The 14,009-nt window shown below is 66.2% G+C and carries 17 protein-coding genes and 4 pseudogenes; 11 read left to right on the top strand and 10 right to left on the bottom strand.

The window, feature by feature from the left end:
- The first annotated feature begins 4 nt into the window (after positions 1-4).
- From DAETH_RS21300 to DAETH_RS21260, 8 genes and pseudogenes are all read left to right on the top strand, one after another.
- The gene (locus DAETH_RS21300; protein WP_264778134.1) at positions 5-346 is read left to right on the top strand and encodes a hydrogenase maturation nickel metallochaperone HypA/HybF; all 342 of its coding nucleotides are present in this window, start codon (positions 5-7) and stop codon (positions 344-346) included.
- 10 nt (positions 347-356) lie between these two features.
- A complete protein-coding gene (gene hypB, locus DAETH_RS21295; protein ID WP_264778133.1) occupies positions 357-1,013 on the top strand; it encodes a hydrogenase nickel incorporation protein HypB in 657 nt (218 codons plus the stop codon).
- A gap of 1 nt (position 1,014) precedes the next feature.
- Positions 1,015-1,470, top strand: coding sequence for an urease accessory protein UreE (gene ureE, locus DAETH_RS21290; protein ID WP_264778132.1), 456 nt, complete (start codon positions 1,015-1,017; stop codon positions 1,468-1,470).
- A pseudogene (locus tag DAETH_RS21280) lies at positions 1,368-2,110 on the top strand (urease accessory protein UreF). Before ureE ends, DAETH_RS21280 begins: the two are co-directional and overlap by 103 nt.
- A 10-nt stretch (positions 2,111-2,120) precedes the next feature.
- On the top strand, positions 2,121-2,768 hold the full coding sequence (gene ureG / locus DAETH_RS21275) for an urease accessory protein UreG (RefSeq protein WP_264778129.1): 648 nt from the start codon (positions 2,121-2,123) through the stop codon (positions 2,766-2,768).
- Complete coding sequence (locus DAETH_RS21270) at positions 2,765-3,565, top strand: urease accessory protein UreD (protein WP_264778128.1); 801 nt, start codon at positions 2,765-2,767, stop codon at positions 3,563-3,565. The genes ureG and DAETH_RS21270 overlap by 4 nt, the downstream gene beginning before the upstream one ends.
- A gap of 44 nt (positions 3,566-3,609) precedes the next feature.
- A pseudogene (locus DAETH_RS21265) lies at positions 3,610-4,321 on the top strand (IS6 family transposase).
- Between the two features lie 167 nt (positions 4,322-4,488).
- The gene (locus tag DAETH_RS21260) at positions 4,489-4,839 is read left to right on the top strand and encodes a hypothetical protein (protein WP_264778127.1); all 351 of its coding nucleotides are present in this window, start codon (positions 4,489-4,491) and stop codon (positions 4,837-4,839) included.
- Positions 4,840-4,925: 86 nt separating this feature from the next.
- Here the strand turns inward: DAETH_RS21260 and DAETH_RS21255 are convergent, their stop codons facing one another.
- Positions 4,926-5,585 (bottom strand): transposase, encoded by a 660-nt coding sequence (locus DAETH_RS21255; RefSeq protein ID WP_264778126.1) that lies wholly within the window; start codon positions 5,583-5,585, stop codon positions 4,926-4,928.
- 528 nt (positions 5,586-6,113) lie between these two features.
- On the opposite strand from DAETH_RS21255, the gene DAETH_RS21250 reads away from it, so the two are divergent.
- Positions 6,114-6,458, top strand: coding sequence for a hypothetical protein (locus DAETH_RS21250; RefSeq protein ID WP_264778125.1), 345 nt, complete (start codon positions 6,114-6,116; stop codon positions 6,456-6,458).
- A gap of 155 nt (positions 6,459-6,613) precedes the next feature.
- Positions 6,614-6,766 carry a hypothetical protein gene (locus DAETH_RS21245; RefSeq protein ID WP_264778124.1) on the top strand — a complete coding sequence of 51 codons (153 nt, stop codon included), beginning with the start codon at positions 6,614-6,616 and terminating at the stop codon, positions 6,764-6,766.
- A gap of 48 nt (positions 6,767-6,814) precedes the next feature.
- Here DAETH_RS21245 and DAETH_RS21240 read toward each other — a convergent pair whose 3' ends face one another.
- Positions 6,815-7,606 (bottom strand): IS3 family transposase, encoded by a 792-nt coding sequence (locus tag DAETH_RS21240; protein ID WP_264777617.1) that lies wholly within the window; start codon positions 7,604-7,606, stop codon positions 6,815-6,817.
- 23 nt (positions 7,607-7,629) lie between these two features.
- Complete coding sequence (locus tag DAETH_RS21235) at positions 7,630-7,899, bottom strand: transposase (protein ID WP_264777618.1); 270 nt, start codon at positions 7,897-7,899, stop codon at positions 7,630-7,632.
- On the opposite strand from DAETH_RS21235, the gene DAETH_RS21230 reads away from it, so the two are divergent.
- A complete protein-coding gene (locus DAETH_RS21230; protein ID WP_264778123.1) occupies positions 7,882-9,315 on the top strand; it encodes a serine hydrolase domain-containing protein in 1,434 nt (477 codons plus the stop codon). The two genes, DAETH_RS21235 and DAETH_RS21230, sit on opposite strands and share 18 nt — an antisense overlap.
- Before the next feature lie 202 nt (positions 9,316-9,517).
- Here the strand turns inward: DAETH_RS21230 and DAETH_RS21225 are convergent.
- The 7 genes and pseudogenes from DAETH_RS21225 to DAETH_RS21195 form a co-directional block, all read right to left on the bottom strand.
- A pseudogene (locus DAETH_RS21225) lies at positions 9,518-10,634 on the bottom strand (transposase).
- Between the two features lie 57 nt (positions 10,635-10,691).
- Positions 10,692-11,300, bottom strand: a pseudogene (locus tag DAETH_RS21220) (IS6 family transposase); the annotation flags it as partial.
- Positions 11,301-11,320: 20 nt separating this feature from the next.
- Positions 11,321-11,659 (bottom strand): type II toxin-antitoxin system PemK/MazF family toxin, encoded by a 339-nt coding sequence (locus tag DAETH_RS21215; protein WP_264778122.1) that lies wholly within the window; start codon positions 11,657-11,659, stop codon positions 11,321-11,323.
- The gene (locus DAETH_RS21210) at positions 11,650-11,910 is read right to left on the bottom strand and encodes an AbrB/MazE/SpoVT family DNA-binding domain-containing protein (protein ID WP_264778121.1); all 261 of its coding nucleotides are present in this window, start codon (positions 11,908-11,910) and stop codon (positions 11,650-11,652) included. The genes DAETH_RS21215 and DAETH_RS21210 overlap by 10 nt, the downstream gene beginning before the upstream one ends.
- A 119-nt stretch (positions 11,911-12,029) precedes the next feature.
- Positions 12,030-12,509, bottom strand: coding sequence for a transposase (locus DAETH_RS21205; RefSeq protein ID WP_264778120.1), 480 nt, complete (start codon positions 12,507-12,509; stop codon positions 12,030-12,032).
- Between the two features lie 18 nt (positions 12,510-12,527).
- Positions 12,528-13,646, bottom strand: coding sequence for an ISL3 family transposase (locus DAETH_RS21200; protein ID WP_264778119.1), 1,119 nt, complete (start codon positions 13,644-13,646; stop codon positions 12,528-12,530).
- Entirely contained in the window at positions 13,555-14,004 is a 450-nt protein-coding gene (locus tag DAETH_RS21195) for a hypothetical protein (RefSeq protein WP_264778118.1), read from the bottom strand. Before DAETH_RS21195 ends, DAETH_RS21200 begins: the two co-directional genes overlap by 92 nt.
- Between the last annotated feature and the right edge of the window lie 5 nt (positions 14,005-14,009).

The raw sequence follows: 14,009 nt of genomic DNA, 5'->3' as shown, positions 1-14,009 counted from the left end.
GGCCATGCACGAAAGCTCCATCGCGCTCTCCCTCATCGACGTGGCCTGCGAGGTGCTGCGCGCACACGGCGCGGCGCGGGCGAGCGCCCTCACCGTGCGCGTCGGCCAGTGGTCCAGCGTGGTGCCGGAGGCGCTGCTGGGAGCGTTCCCCGCCTGTGCCGAGGGGACACCGCTGGAGGGAGCCAGGTTGAGCATCGTGCGCGTGCCGGGGGTGGCCGAGTGCCCCCGGCATGGGCCCGTCGAGTTGGAGGCCACGCGCGGCCTCCGCTGCCCCCTCTGCGGCGCCCCCACGCCCACGCTGCTCCGGGGCGACGAACTGGAGCTGGACGAACTCGAACTCGCCTGAAGGAGAAGCCATGACCAGCACGACCCCCCGCATCGTCACGGTGCGGCAGAACATCCTCAAGGCCAACGACCACACCGCCGCCGAGAACCGCCGCGCCTTCCGGGAGGCGGGGGTGCGGGCCATCAACCTCGTCTCCAGTCCGGGCGCGGGCAAGACAGCCCTGCTGGAGCGCACGCTGCGCGACCTGGGGGGGACGCTACGTCTGGCCGTGGCGGTGGGCGACCTCGCCACCGAGAACGACGCGGCGCGGCTGCGGCAATGGGGCGCGCAGGCCGAGCAGATCGTGACGGGGACGGTCTGTCACCTCGACGCGGCGATGGTGCGGGGCGTCCTTCCCCGCTTCGACCTGGCCGCGCTCGACGTGCTGTTTCTGGAAAACGTCGGCAACCTCGTCTGCCCCAGCTCCTACGACCTGGGCGAGGCGGCCCGTGCGGTGCTGATCTCCACCACCGAGGGCGAGGACAAGCCGCTGAAGTACCCCACGATGTTCAATACGGCGGACGTGGTGGTCATCACGAAGATGGACCTGGCGCCTGCCGTGGAGTTCGACCGCGACCTGTGCCGCGAGAACATCGACCGCGCCCGGCCCGGGGTGAGGGTCGTCGAGCTGAGCAGCAAGCGCGGGGAGGGCCTGGACGCGTGGTTCGACTTCGTGCGGGGGGCGTAGGGTGACCCGGCTCTCGGGGCTGCGCCGCGCCGTGCTTCCCGCCCCCGCTGCCCCCGCCGGGGCACAGGGCCGCGTGATCCACGTCCCCATGACCGCTGCGGACCGCCGCCGGGTGCGCCGCCGCCTGACCGCCCCCGACGGCGCGGAGCTGCGGCTGGCCTTTCCGACGGGCACGGTCCTCCTGCCCGGCAGTGTGCTGGAGCGCCGGGGGGGGGTGAGCTACGTGGTGGAGGCCGCGCCGGAGGACGTGGCGGCGGTCCGTCCCCGGGGCATGGCCGAGGCCGCCCGGGTGGCCCATGCCGTCGGCAACCTGCACCGCGACCTCGTGGAGGACGGGGACGCCTTTCTGGTGCTGTGGGACGCCCCGGTAGAGCTGCTGCTCACCCGCCTGGGCGTGCCCTTCACGCGCGAAGATCGTCCCTTTCACGGGCGGCCCTCGTGGGAACACGAGCCGTGAACCTGCGCCTGCTCCAACTCGCGGATTCCGCCTTCCCGACGGGAGCATACGCCTTCAGCGACGGGCTGGAGACGTTGACGCAGCGGGGCGACGTGCGGACGGCGGACGACCTGCGGGCCTTCCTGTGCGGGCAGCTCGTCCACGGGTGGGGCCGGCAGGATGCCCCCGCCTGTGCCCTCGCCTGGAACGCGGACGCCCCCCGGCCCTCACGGAACTGGACGCCCTGCTCGACGACCTGAAGCTGGTGCGGGGGCCCCGGGAGGCGAGCGTGCGGGTGGGCGCGAATCTGCGAAGAGCCGCGGGGCACCTCTGGCCGGAGGACCTCGCCACGCTTCCTCAGACTCGTCACCACGCCACGACTTTCGGGGCGATGGCCGCGGTACTGGGAGTCGGGCGCGAGGAAGCGGTCACCGCCTACGTCTCCGCCTGGCTGCTGGGGCGCGCGACCTCCGCCACCCGGCTGATGAAACTGGGGGGACTGGACGCCCAGCGTTGCGCCCGCCAGTGCGAGGACGCGGCGCGAACCTGCATCGGGGCGGCCCTGACAGCGACCTCCGACGACCTGGCCGGCTTTTCCCCCCTGCTCGATATCGCCGCGAGTGAGCAGGCGGGGCTGGAGAGCCGCCTCTTCCAGACCTGAAAGGACTTCCGTGACCCTCCCCCTCAAAATCGGCGTCGGCGGCCCGGTCGGCAGCGGCAAGACCGCCCTGCTGGAAGTGTTGTGCCGCGAGCTGCGGGACCGCTACGAGCTGGCGGTCATCACGAACGACATCTACACCTTCGAGGACCAGCGCATCCTGACGCGGGCAGCCGCCCTGCCCCCCGAGCGCATCCGCGGCGTGCAGACGGGCGGCTGCCCCCACACGGCCATCCGCGAGGACAGTTCCCTGAACCAGGAGGCGGTGGAGGCGCTGCAAGCGGACTTCCCGGGGCTGGACCTCCTGTTCATCGAGTCCGGCGGGGACAACCTGGCCTCCTCGTTCTCGCCGGAGCTGGTGGACGCCTGGGTCTTCGTGCTGGACGTGTCGGGCGGGGAAAAGGTGCCGCGCAAGGGCGGCCCGGGCGTGCGGCACTCCGACCTGCTCGTGATCAACAAGACCGACCTCGCCCCCCTCGTGGGCGCGAGCCTGGAGGTGATGGACGCCGACGCGCGGGCCCAGCGGACGGCCAGCGGTGAGGTGCGCCCCTACGTCTTCACGAACCTGCGCGGGGGGGAGGGCGTGGCCGAGGTGATCGCCTGGATCGAGCACGACCTGCTCTTCCGCCACGTGGCGCCGCCCCGGGTGGGCCTGGGTTGACGCTCCTTCGCCGCACCCGCACGGGCGTTCTGCACCTGCATTTCGGGGTGCGCGCTGGGCGAACCGTCCTGCTGCGCGACCTGCAAAAGGCCCCGCTGATGATCGTGCGGCCCTTCGAGTTGCCCTGCGGCACGCTGATGGTCTTCATCGTGAATCCCATGGGCGGCGTGCTGGGCGGCGACCACAGCGAGGTTCGCGTGCGGGTGGAGGGGGGCGCGCGGGCCCTGGTCCTCACCCAGTCGGCGACGCGGGTCCAGCCCTCGCCGGACCGGGCCGCCGCCACCCAGGACGTCACCCTGGAGGTGGCCCCCGGCGGGAGGCTGGAGTTCTACCCGGAACGGACCATTCCCTTCGCGGGCAGCGCCTTTCGCCAGACGGTCCTCGCCGAATTGGGGGAGGGGGCGGAGCTAGGCCTCACCGAGACGCTGGCGGGCGGGCGCGTGCGCAGCGGGGAGAGCCTAGCTTTCCACGAGTACGCGAGCCGGATGGAGGTCCGGCGGGGGGGGAGGCGCGTCTACCTCGACGCCCTGCGCCTGTGCCCCGGCGAGCACACCCGCTCACCCGGGGTGTGGGGCGGCGGGGACTACCTGGCAAGCGGCGTGTGGGTCGGGGCCCCCCAGGTGACCGATTGGCCCGCTGTCCCCGGGCAGCTCGCCACGGGCCAGGCGGCCGGCGGGGCGGCCTGGCTGCGTGCCGTGGCCGACTGTGGCCCCGGACTCGACGCCGCCCTCGGCGCGGCCCGCGAGTCCCTGCGCCGCCAGCTCTTCGGCGCCCCCCCGCTGCGGGTGCGGCGCTAAGGGCAAGTGGTTGTGGCAAGTTGTTGGGGTAGGGTGAGGCAGTGCTGAGCAGTCAGAAGCTTCCTGGCGACCGATTTCCTCTTGCCGTGATCAGCTACGCGGTTTGGATATACCACCGCTTTACCCTCAGCTACCGCGATGTTGAGGAACTGCTGCTGGAGCGGGGCATCGTCGTTTCGCGCGAGTCTATTCGGACCTGGTGCATCAACTTCAGTGACCTCTTGGCTCAGGGTCTCCGCCACCGGGAACCCTGACGTCCCCTCCCGGTGGCATTTGGACGAAATGCATGTGGATGTCGGGGGTGTCACCCACTGATTGTGGCGGGCCGCCCTGGAACACGGCGTCGTGCTGGACGTCTTCCTTCAAGGACACCGTGATACCGAGGCCGCCAAGTCGTTTTTCCACCGGTTGCTGGGGGAAGACGACGTGCCGGAGGTCATCCATACCGACAAGCTCTGGAGTTACGGTGCGGCCCTGCGCGAGCTTTCCGTGCTCCACGGGGTGGAGCACGTCCCGGTGGTCTCCACTGCTCGCCGTGACAACGTGATCGAACAATCCCACCACCCGACCCGTCGGCAGGAACGTTCACAGCGAGGCTTCCGATCACGACGACGGGCGCAAGGCTTTCTCGACCTGCACGCCCGCTTGGCGAACCTTCACCACCCCGCTCGCTCGACCGTCCCCGCTCGTCACCGTCGCTTTCAACAACAAGCTGCGTTCAAGATGTGGCGGGAAACAGTACAGCAGGTGGCCTGAAGTTCAGGCCACCTGCCTTTCCAAGGTCTCCCGCTTCCTGGACGCCAACACCTTGCCACAACAGAGATTGAGACAGTTCGGGCCGTGCTGGACGGTGTTCTCGTCACCTGACCCCAAACTGCAAGATCTCAGTCTACCGAAACAAGGAGCCAGAACAACGCTTCGTGATGTTGAATCACGACCTGGGCGGCAAGTATCTCGCCCGCGTGGGGAAGCGCCGCTGGCTTACCCTCGCCTTCTTTAAAACAGTCAAGGGACGCTTTGGGCTCGAACGCTTCGCCCAGCACAGCAAACAGGGGGTCATGCGCTGGTGGTGCCTCTCTGGAGCGGCCTTTCTCCTCTGCCCTCTCCAAGACCTCGATCTGCCCGAGGGGGGAGTGACCATGTGGCCCGACGGGGGCGAGCTGGCGAGAACCGTACGGTTCTCGTTCGTCCCCGACGTGCGTCGCCAAGCACTCCAACTGGAACTGGACGCGCTCGACGCCTTCCAGCACGCACTTCTCGTCCCCTCAACCTAAACTGCAAGATGTCAGTAGAGCCACACCCAGGAGACGCACATAGCCTGGCGGGGGCCGTGTGGGCTTGACCACGCTCCCGCAGACCATCAGGTCATGGACCTGCCGCCCACCCTCCAATTTCCGGGAGCAGCGCACGCCGACCACGATGTCGAGGCCACGGGCGAGGACGCCCGAATAAACTCGGTACTCTCGAAGCCCCCGTCCGCATGCAGACGGGGACACCGTTTTCCAGCGAGCAGAGCGGCAGGAACGGTGCGGAGCAACTTCAACGCGAGCTGCGCAGGGGAAGGGGACCCCTTCCCCCGCCACACTTGAAAGGCCCAGGGCAGACGAAGCTCCCCGCAGCACAGGTACAGCACCACCAGGTCAACGCCGCGGACGCTGTGGTAGGTGTGGACCCAGTCGGCAAGTTCGCTGAACTTACCGGTCTTTTCCAGGCTGGTCAGATCCACAAGCAGTTCCAGCCGAGGGCGCTGGTGGGGCTGTTGTCGCCAGAAGTTCTGCAACGTCTCCTGGGCGTGCTGACGCAACACCCGGCAGCTCTGCCGGGTGTCCCAGGCCGCGTGGTTGAGAAAGCGGCTGAGGGCCGAGGGGGACTTGACACTCGCCCGTTCCGGCAGCGGTTGACCCGAACCATCCAGCAGCAGGTCGAGGAAGACCTCGAAGGATTCCCGGTGCTGCTGGCGAGAAAAGCAGGGCAGGATGTCAGAATAAAGTCGTTTGGAACGCTGTTCTTTTGGATACACACCCCACTCTGGGGCCAAAAACGCGTTCCAGACGTCCTTTTTCAAAACTGCAAGATGTCAGTTAACCCAGCGGGAGAACGTTTCCTTCAACGGTCCTGGGGAAGGAGGCCGCAGCGCCACCCCTCGACTGTTCCCGGGTAGCGGATGCGGAACGTCGAGGGTTGAGGGGCAGGAGCCTGAAGCCTGAGGTGGCTAGAAGGCTGTCCGGGGAGGCAGGCCCGGCCGTCCTCAGGTGAGCGGGAGTTCCCGTCCTGTGGGAAGAAGGGGTTGTACAGGAGTGGCGGTCGAGCCGCTTGAGGTTCCTCAGGTCGGCACAGCAGGTCTTGGAGAGGCGCTGAGGTCAGGGGCCTGCACCGGATGGTGGGAGGGTCGGTTGCCGTGGCCGCTCCCGGGCCAGGAGGGAAGGTGAGCGCCAGGCCGAGTGCCAGGGTCAACATGCCTGATCTTAAGCAACTCGGCGGCGGGCTGGGGAAGGGATCAGCCGTCCAGTGTGCTGAGAGCGTCAGAGTGTGGACGGTAGGGTGAGGAATGCACGACCAGCGCGAGTGGGAGACGTTGCTGCACCCGGGCCAGACCATCGGGCCGCTGTTCCCCTGCCTCGTGACGCACACCTGGGCGCTGCTCCTTCAACAGCGAGTGGAACGGGAGCGGCTGCACGCCTACGCCATCACCGCCGATGGCGGCACGGTCTATCTAATCGGCCCCCATCTTGGTGATCTCCCGCGCGGGTTGACCGTCCAGCAGGGCAAGGTCGGTCTCGACGGCGTGGACGAGCGCGGCCAGCGGGTGCAAATCGGCGGTCTTCCCGCCCAGCTCGCTGACGTGTACCTGTACGTCTCGGACCCGTTGGAGGGCAACCAGGGACAGGGATAGCGCGGCCCAGAGGGAGTCCGACGGGAGTTGGAACGAGGTCTGGCGCTGAGCGGATTTCAGGGTGAGATCACCAAGCCTGTTGTACTCGTCCTCATTACGCGACCTCCCCGTCTGTTCCGTCCTCAGGCGGCATTCTTCACCCATTACAGTGAACCGTGCCCACCCTACGACCGCTGCCTCGCTCCTCGCCCGAAACGCAAGGGGTATCGTCCCGCGCTGTCCTCGCGTGGCTGGACGCCCTTTCGGCGGATGACCTCGAACTGCACAGCTTCATGCTGCTGCGCCGTGGCACCGTGCTGGCCGAGTGAGCCTGCCCCATTTTGTGGTCCAGACTGGACCCCTCACGGCAGCCTACCTCAGCCCGCCGAACGGCGGGCAAATTCCTGCGGCGCCAGGTTGTCCAGCGAGCTGTGCGGCCGGACTCCGTTGTAGTCCCGGCGCCACACGCTCAAGACCAACCGGGCCTGCGGCAGATTCACAAACCAGTGCTGGTCGAGGCACTCGTCTCGGAAGCGCCCATTGAAACTCTCAATATAGGCGTTCTGCACAGGTTTTCCCGGGTCGATGAAGTGTCGCTCGATCCCCTGTTGGTGGGCCCAGGCATCCAGGGCGCGACTGGTGAACTCCGGGCCATTGTCGCTGATCAACACCTTCGGCTTCCCCCGTTCTCTTACAGCTTCCCCCAACAGACGGGCGACGGTGTCGCCCGTGATCGAGGTGTCGGCGAAACACACCACGCATTCCCGGGTGAAGTCATCCACGACGTTCAAAACGCGGAACCGCTGCCCGCTGGCGAGCTGATCACTGACAAAGTCGGTACTCCAACGTTCGTTGGCCGCTGAGGGCACCGTCAACGGCGTGCGGCGCTGCACCACCCGCTTTCTCCGGGTCTTTTTCCTGACGGTCAGGTCGAGCGCCTTGTAGACGCGATACACCCGCTTGTGATTGACCACCTTGCCCTCCCGGCGCAACAGCACCTCCAGCCGCCGGTACCCGAACCGAGGTCGCTCCTGGGCGAGTTTCTGGAGCTTTTCCCCCAGCTGTTGATCGTTTTTGCGGACCTTATAGCGATGCGACGAGCGACTCAGGCCGAGCACACGACAGGCTCGACGTTCACTGACGCCGTGATGAGCTTGGAGGTAGCGCACCGCCTCACGGCGCTGCGCGGGCGCTACCACTTCTTTCCCACGACATCCTTCAGCATCGCGTTGTCGAGGGCCAGGTCAGCGACCAACTTCTTCAACCGGGCGTTTTCATCCTCAAGCTGTTTGAGCCGCTTGGCGTCGTCAGTTTTGGGCTGCTGGCTGTAGGTGGCCCTCCAATACTGGATGGTCTTGCGGCTGATCCCGGTTGAGCGGCTGACCGCTGCGATGGTCTCGCCGTTTTCGACCCGTCCGAGAACTTCGAGGACCTTCTCTTCACTGTGTCGTTCTTTCCCCATACGCTCCCCCTGTTCTACCTGGGGTGTCAGCGCTGGACCTCAAAATGGGGGCAATGTCACGAGGGCTGGTGGGCGCCGTACCGCCCAGAGCGCGTCCACCGCCTGCACTCCCTGAGCAAGAGCTTCACCGCGACCGCCATCGGCTTGCTTGTCTCCGAGGGGCGGCTGAACGTGGAGGACCGGATGGTGTCCCTCTTCACGGACGCCCTGCCCACCACAGTGGATGAGCACCTGGCCGCCATGCGGGTCCATGACCTGCTCACCATGCGTACCGGGCACGCCGAGGACCCGACGGGCACGGTGGTCAAGGCGCCGGACGGCGACTGGGTACGGGCCTTTCTTGCTCAGCCCGTCACGTTGCCGCCGGGCACGCATTCTGTCTATAACAGCGCGGCCACCTTCATGCTCTCGGCGTTGGTGCAGCGACTGACGGGCGAGACGCTGCTCGACTACCTGCGCCCAAGGCTACTGGAGCCGCTGGGCTTGGGGGAAGCCCGCTGGATCACGAACCCTCAGGGGATCAATGTCGGCGGCTGGGGGCTATACCTGACCACCGAGGGGATCGCGCGCTTCGGGCAGTTCTACCTCCAACGTGGCTGTTGGGAGGGTGAGCAGATGTTGCCCGAGGCGTGGGTGGATGAGGCCACCCGCGCCCAGGTGCCGCCCGGCGAGGACGAGGCGAGCGACTGGGCCCAGGGGTACGGCTTCCAGTTCTGGCGCTGCCGCTTTGATGCCTACCGCGCCGATGGGGCCTTCGGGCAGTTGTGTGTGGTGATGCCACAGCAGGAGGCCGTGCTGACGATCACCGCAGGCGTGCAGAACATGCAGCGCGTGCTCGACCACGTGTGGACGCACCTCCTGGCCGGAATGGACGAGCATGGGGCGTGGCCTGAGGACCCGGGCACCCTGGAGACCTTGTGTGCCCGTTGTGCCACCCTACGCCTCGATAGGCCGAAGACGACTGACGAGACGGGGGATGAATGGCGAGCAACCCTGCTCGACGAGACCTACACCTTTGGGCCAAACGAGGCTCAGTTGAGGAGGGCGCGGCTCATCGCGGGCTTTACGTCCTGCCGGTTGATGGTCACCGACAACTGGAGTGAGCACACCATTGATTTCGGTCTTACCACCTGGGATGAGAGCAAGACGACCCTCTGGGCAGGCAGCGAGGAGACAATTCTGGCGCGGGCCGGGTGGACGCAGGAGGGCACCCTCGGCCTGGAGGTTCTATTCATCGAGGGTGGCTTCCACTGGTCAAGCGTGATCGACAAGGCTGCCGGTGTTTTAACCACCTGGCTGCCATTGACCGGCGGCTTGGAAGAAGAGCCCTTGCTGGCGCGGCGGGATGACGCAAACGAGGCCGGTGGTTCAACCCAGCAGCAGGAGGGGATGGCCTATCGAGGGGGCAGCGGCTGAGGTCGCGCCCGATCATTTTGACCCGAACTCTGCTCAGCGCCAAGCCTCGTTCCAACTCTCGTCGGACCCTAAAAGCGAAGGCTTGCCTAACAGGGCGGCGAGCCGATTCCGGTGTAGCTCTGCACAATGGGTTGCCCAGGTGCAAGGTGACAGCGTGCAGGTGAGCAAGAGTCAACACGGGGGGAGGCGGGATGGCCTCAACTCAGGTCTTGCACCTGGATAGGGAGAGTGCATAGCCGTGCTGGCGCAGGAATTCCTCCTCTTGCCAGACCTGTACAGCAAGTCGCTGAACGACTAACAGGGGCAGGGCCATTCGAGCCGCGACTTCGGCCGCCTGTTCCAACGAGAGGCTGTCGGCGCGGCAGAGCATCGCCAGCGTGAACGCGGCAAAGACGAGCAGGACCCAGCGGTCCAGTCCTTGGGCGGTTCGCAACGCGAACCGATTCAGCCCGAAGCCATGCTTCGCTTCTTTAAAGAACGACTCGATGGCCCAGCGCCGTGCTCCTTCCCGGGCGACCAAGTCGCCCGGGAGCAGTTGGGAGGCGACGGAGAAAAAGGTGCGCTGCCCTCGGTCAACCCGGGCCAGGGTGAGCGTGTCCCACGGCCAGTTGGCCAGGTGAATCCAGCTCCCGTGTTCACAGTCCTGCACCGTGACGTGACCAGGATGGTCGGTGCGTCGAGTGGAACGGACCCCCACCACGAACTCGAAGCCCAGGTCCCGCACGCCCTGAAGGAACGCGGCGGACTCGAAGCCGCTGTCCGCCAGCACCCACACGTCAAACCGCTCGCAGACCTCTGCTGGAACGGTTGACAGCAACTCCAGGGCGAGACGAACAGGGGAAGGGGACCCCTGCCCCCGGTGGAAGCCCATGGGCTTCCACCGGTACACCCGGTAGCCCACAGGCAACTTCAGGTCTCCGTACACCGCATACAGCACCACCAGATGAATGCCGTAGACCTCGCCCTGCACGCGGACGAAGGGCAGCTCGCGTCCCGTCTTCGGGACGCTGGTCAGGTCCACACACAGCCGTAAGCGAGGGTGGTGTTTGCGGCGGGCGGCGAGCAGCAGGGCGTCCCATTGAGCTTGCACCAAGGTCGTCCAACAGGCCGCCGTGTTCCACTCGTACACGTTGAGCAAGCGACTGAGCGCACTGGCCCTCACCGTGTGGGCCCGGTGCAGCGCTTTTTTCGTCTTCAGGTCGAGAAAGAGCCCCAGCGCAGCCTCCAGGCTGCGCTTCTGGTACGGACTGGTCGGGATGGCGAGCAGCGCGTCTGCCGTTTGGGGAGGCGCGCTCCCCGCGAAGTTTGAGGTCACACACACCCTCTTTCTCGCGTCTGGGAGCGCTTTTTGCTACCTACTCAGATGCAAGAGATGAGCTTGAGACTTGGGCGTGCAGGGCCAGGAATTCCTGAGTCCGTCGTCGTCGCTTGAAACCCAGTTGGCTTCGCTCCTGTCGTCGGGTTGGGCGGTGTGACTGCTCAATCAGATTGTTGCAGCGCGCGGTCGAGGCGACCTGGACGTGCTCCACGATGTGGAGCACGGGAAGTCCTCGAAGAGCGGCGCCATAGCTCCAGAGCTTGTCGGTATGAATGACCTCGGGGACGTCATACTCACTCAGCAGCCGGGTGAAGAAGCCCCGGGCGGCTTCTGTGTCCCGATGCGGCTGGAGCAGGATGTCGAGCACAGCGCCATGTTCATCGACGGCCCGCCATAACCAGTGTTTGACCCCTCCGACCGGCACGCACATCTCGTCGAGATGCCACAGAGAACCCCGTCGGGGTTCTCTGTGGCGTGGTTCCTCGGTGAGCAAGGGGGCGAATTTGATGTTCCACTGCCGCAGGGTCTCGTGGCTGACCACGAGACCGCGCTCGTGGAGCAGTTCTTGGACGTCCCGCTGGCTGAGGGGGAAGCGGTGATACAGCCAAAGCGCGTACCCAATGACGCTCAGGGGGAAACGGTGGCGGTACGGCTTGCGGTCGGTCACAGCTCACCAGCCTACCGAGCTTAAGTTGCCAGAACCGCGACGGTCATGTCCACCGCCTGCTCCAGCAGCTCCCCGGGAGCGACCTCAGCGAAGCGGGCGCCGCGCGCCTGCCAGTCCACCGTGTAGACGTGGCTGGTCAGGACGACGCCGCTGGTGCTCAATGTCCCGGGCAGGGGCAGTTCGGTCCTGTAACCCTTGCTGCGGGTGGTAATGGGGAGGCAGATCATCAGGCCGGTGCGGCGGTTGTACCCGCTGTTGCTGATGACCAGCGCGGGCCGCTCCCCACCCTGCTCGTGTCCGGTCCGGGGGTTGAAGTTCACCCAGTAAATGTCGCCGCGCTCGGGCGACTTCACAGCCACTCGGCCTCTTTGCCTACCAGGTCCTGCTCGGGCATGTCCTCGTAGCGCAGGTGGCCCTCGGGCATCCCCTCCAGCAACTCCTCGATGTCGTAGCGGCTGCGGCGGCGCCGCAGGGGTTTGAAGGCCAGGGTGCCGTCTTCGAGCATCGACAGCTCGAACTCCTGGCCGGGGACGAGGTGCGCGAGCTGGGCCTGCGCGGCGGGGATGTTAAACCCCAGGCTATTGCCGTGCTTCAACAGCTTCACTTTCATGTCTTACATTGTACTACGCGAGGCGGTGCACAGGCTTGACCTGGAGTGCATCCAACGCGAGGTTAAAGGGATTGGGCCTGCCTCGGTTGTGCGGATCTTCCGCAATCCCGGTGCAGCCCTCAAGCGGCGAGCAGGACACGCCGACGAAGGAGTTCGAAAGACCCTCGCCCGTACATCTGGCGCTTGACGAGCTTGATCTTGTTGACGACCCCCTCCGTCGGCCCATTACTCCAGGGTAGTGTCACCGCTGCCAGGAATGCCGCCCGTTCCCGGGTCAGCCCCACCGCGAAGCTGCGCACATCCTGGAAGTTGCTCTCTTTCGCCGCCGTTAACCAGGCGTCCAGATCGGCCTCCGTGCCCTCACGCATCAGGTGCCGGAAGCCCTGCGCCAACTGGCGCAGGGCGATCAGGTCCGGGCACTTCTCCTTGAGCTTGTCGAACAGCGTTCGGTCGCGCTCCTGCAACCGGTCGTCGTCATTCAGCAGCAGCCACACGATCTGACCAGCAAGAAAATCGGACTTTTTCCACGGCCCCTTGACAGCAGGGCGTTCTGGACGCCCCTCGGGATGTTCGGCCTCCTCAATGCGTCGAGCCAGCACCCATTGATGGACCCGCTTCTAGCCGTTTGGATAGCCCTGCGCCTGAATCTGGCGCAACAGTTCCCGCGCGTTCCGTTCGCCCGCCTGCCACTGCTGCCAAAGGTACTCGTCGTAGGCGTCAATCGCGCTTTTCCGGGCGCGGTGCCGTGTCTCGGGCACGACATCCACCCGCAGGCTGAACCGGACGAAATGCTTGCTGCACCGCAGTTCTCGGCTAATCACTGCTATGGGCTTGCCCACAGCATGCATCTCCTTGACGCGCGCCACCTTGGCCTGGCGGCGCTCATAGCGCCGCTGACGTTCAGCTTCCTCACGTGCTGTGCGCGGAATTGTCGGTTCAGGCATCAATTCGAGCTTCGCTGCGTCGAAGCTCGTCTGGGACCGCTGCAGTTGCCGTTCCAATGCCTCGCGCAGGTTCTTCACGACGTGCCAGCGGTCCATCACCTGGGTCGCTTGCGGGGCACCTAAGGTCACGCCCCGCTCGTACTCAGTCCAACGGTCACGGCTTACTACTTCGATCTCCGGATGCGCCGCAAGCCACGACGACACTGTTTGCACCGTGCCGCCTTGCAGAAGATCGATGGGCTTTCGGGTGTCGAGATCGACCACCACTGTGCCGTACCTGATGCCCTTGCGCAACGCGAAATCGTCGATCCCCACCGCGACGCATCGCTCGACCGGCTGTGGCTGACCGTCCCACAGGACGGTCAGGAGCCGATCACCGCTGGTGGCAATGTGGCAGCCTTGTAAAACCCGCTTGCCAGGCTCACCACCCAAGGACAGGGCAACCCGCCAAAGGACGGCGCGTAACGCGCTGGTACAGCGCGAAAAGGGTTCAGCCAGTGCGGGAAACCGTTCGGCGAAGACCCGCTGCGAGCAGCGGGCGATGCGGCAACGGAAGCGGCGCACGACGAGGTGCAGGGTGACGGGTAACGTTGACCATGGTAAGTCCTGCACATGGCGAGCGTACCGGCTGTGGACGCTAGACGAGGGCGACTGGCATCTCGGGCACGGCACGCACGTCCGCTCGCTTTGCAGCGTCAGGTCAAGTGCTGTGGTCCCCAGGTGGGCGGCGACGAGCCGGAGATGAAGTTCGACGGGAAGAAGCCGTTCCAACACAGCATGTAGGTCGCCCATCCCTCGGTCTAACACGCCGCCTGAGGGCTGCACCGGGATTGCGGAAGAGCCGCAAAACCGCGGTACTCCCAGGCCGCCCCGTGTCCCGCTTGGGGCGCAGCAGGCTCAGGGCCTCGTGAGCGGCCCAGGCCAGGAACACCCGAACCCCCGTGCGGTAGCTGCGCAGGGTCAGGGGGCTGACGCGGGCGCCCTGGCCGCCGTAGAGGGTCAGGTGGGCCTCGGTCAACGCCCACAGCAAGTCGAGGTCCTGAAGGGCGACCGCCTGGGCGGCGGTGCGCTTGCGCTCCTCTTCGGACAGGTGGGCGTAGCGCCCGGCACGCTGGGTGAGGGCGACTTGGGCGGGGACCAGGGTGGTCATCGGTT

This window comes from Deinococcus aetherius, from assembly GCF_025997855.1.
Lineage (GTDB): Bacteria > Deinococcota > Deinococci > Deinococcales > Deinococcaceae > Deinococcus > Deinococcus aetherius.
The sequence above is the reverse complement of the archived record's forward strand: the minus strand, read 5'-3'. Positions and strand labels throughout refer to the sequence as shown.

What these genes read in the sequence shown, in the direction of transcription:
- DAETH_RS21300 (WP_264778134.1), top strand. Translation starts at nt 5, where the DNA reads ATGCACGAAAGCTCCATCGCGCTCTCCCTCATCGACGTGGCCTGCGAG.
- hypB (WP_264778133.1), top strand. Translation starts at nt 357, where the DNA reads ATGACCAGCACGACCCCCCGCATCGTCACGGTGCGGCAGAACATCCTC.
- DAETH_RS21260 (WP_264778127.1), top strand. Translation starts at nt 4,489, where the DNA reads ATGTTGAATCACGACCTGGGCGGCAAGTATCTCGCCCGCGTGGGGAAG.
- DAETH_RS21250 (WP_264778125.1), top strand. Translation starts at nt 6,114, where the DNA reads ATGCACGACCAGCGCGAGTGGGAGACGTTGCTGCACCCGGGCCAGACC.
- DAETH_RS21235 (WP_264777618.1), bottom strand. Translation starts at nt 7,899, where the DNA reads ATGGGGAAAGAACGACACAGTGAAGAGAAGGTCCTCGAAGTTCTCGGA.
- DAETH_RS21210 (WP_264778121.1), bottom strand. Translation starts at nt 11,910, where the DNA reads ATGAAAGTGAAGCTGTTGAAGCACGGCAATAGCCTGGGGTTTAACATC.
- DAETH_RS21200 (WP_264778119.1), bottom strand. Translation starts at nt 13,646, where the DNA reads ATGGGCGACCTACATGCTGTGTTGGAACGGCTTCTTCCCGTCGAACTT.
- DAETH_RS21195 (WP_264778118.1), bottom strand. Translation starts at nt 14,004, where the DNA reads ATGACCACCCTGGTCCCCGCCCAAGTCGCCCTCACCCAGCGTGCCGGG.